Consider the following 1,524-nt stretch of genomic DNA (forward strand, 5'->3'; position numbering starts at 1 on the left):
GGTGGCCGTGCGCCTGCAGATCCGCTATGCGATCCCGCTCTTCGTCTACGGGCCGGACACGCTGCCGCAGCGTCTGGCCGACACCCGGTCGCTGGTCGATGGCACCACCGTCATCACCCCCGAACTGTCGTGGGCCCTCACGGGCGCTGGCCGCACCGGCCAGGTCGTGGTGCACAACCATGGCGCGTCGCACGCGCGCATCACTTCCGTCGCCTGGGCGCGCGGCGGCAGCCGTGCGGCGCCACCCAAGGACGTGCTGAACTACGTGCTGCCCCATGGCCAGATGCCGCTGGACCTGGCGCCGCCGCCCTCACCCGACCACGACCTGATGGTGACGGTCAACGGGCGAGAAGCCCAGCTGCCCCGTGCATCGCAATGAACCGCGCCCCTCTCCGCTGCGCACCCGTATCGCCCGGTGGGGGGTGCTGGCGGCATGCCTGCCGCGCCTGCTCAGTGCCAGCGACTATCCGGTGCCGGACGCGCATGCCGGCGCCCCGGTCACGCTGTTCCTGGAGATCGTGGTCAACGGAAGGACCACCGGCGAGGTCGTCAAGGTGCAGCACAGCGGCCCCCATTACGAGATCGACGCGGAAACGCTGCGCGAGCTGCACGTGCAGACCCCCGAGCCGGATGGCGCTCCCGTGGCGGTGGACACCCTGCCCGGCGTCTCGGCCCAGTACGACAGCCTGGGCCAGCGCCTGCTGCTGCAGGTGCCGCCAGAATGGCTGCCGATGCAGGACCTGGCCGACCACAGCCGCACGCAGCTGCCGCTGGGCGGAGGCAGCGGCGTGCTGTTCAACTACGACGCCTACGCCATGACCACGCAGGGCCGCACCACCTCGTCGGTCTGGTCCGAGGCCCGGTACTTCGGCGAGCCCGGCGTGGTGTCCAGCACCGGCATCCTGCGCCGCGGCGCCACCGGCATGTCGACCGGCTACGTGCGCTACGACACGCAGTGGACCCGGCCCGAGACGCAGGAGGCCACGCAGACCGTGTACGGCGACGTCATCACCGGCTCGCTGCCGTGGAGCACGCCGGTGCGCATGGGCGGCGTGCAGTGGTCGCGCAACTTCAGCATCCGGCCCGACCTGGTGACCTATCCGCTGCCCGCCTTCTCGGGCCAGGCGGCCGTGCCCTCGGCGGTGGACGTGTTCATCAACGGCTTTCGCGCGGCCAACCGGGCCGTCGCGCCGGGCCCGTTCACGCTGGGCGAGCTGCCCACGGTGAACGGCTCGGGCACGGCCTCGGTGGTGACCACCGACGCGCTCGGGCGGCAGGTGCTGACCTCGGTGCCGTTCTACGTCAACACGCAGCTGCTGCGCCCGGGCTGGACCGACTACTCGCTGTCGCTCGGGGCGCTGCGGCGCGCCTACGGCTTTCGCAGCCTGTCCTACGGCCGGCCCCTGGCCTCGGGCGTGTACCGCCAGGGCATCACCGAAGCGTTCACCCTCGAAACCCAGGCGCAGGCGGGCCGCGGGCTCGGCGTGGCCGGCGCGGGCGGGCTGCTGCGGCTGGGCCTGCTGG

2 protein-coding genes are annotated in these 1,524 nt (G+C 72.4%); both read left to right on the forward strand.

The window, feature by feature from the left end:
• A partial coding sequence (locus AC27IQ_RS24315; RefSeq protein WP_487091103.1) for a fimbrial biogenesis chaperone occupies nt 1–379 on the forward strand: 379 nt, incomplete at its 5' end.
• Nucleotides 366–1,524 (forward strand): fimbria/pilus outer membrane usher protein (locus AC27IQ_RS24320; RefSeq protein ID WP_487091104.1); only part of this gene is annotated, 1,159 nt, incomplete at its 3' end. The genes AC27IQ_RS24315 and AC27IQ_RS24320, both read left to right, overlap by 14 nt.

The organism is Acidovorax sp. KPB24-07 (genome assembly GCF_057543315.1).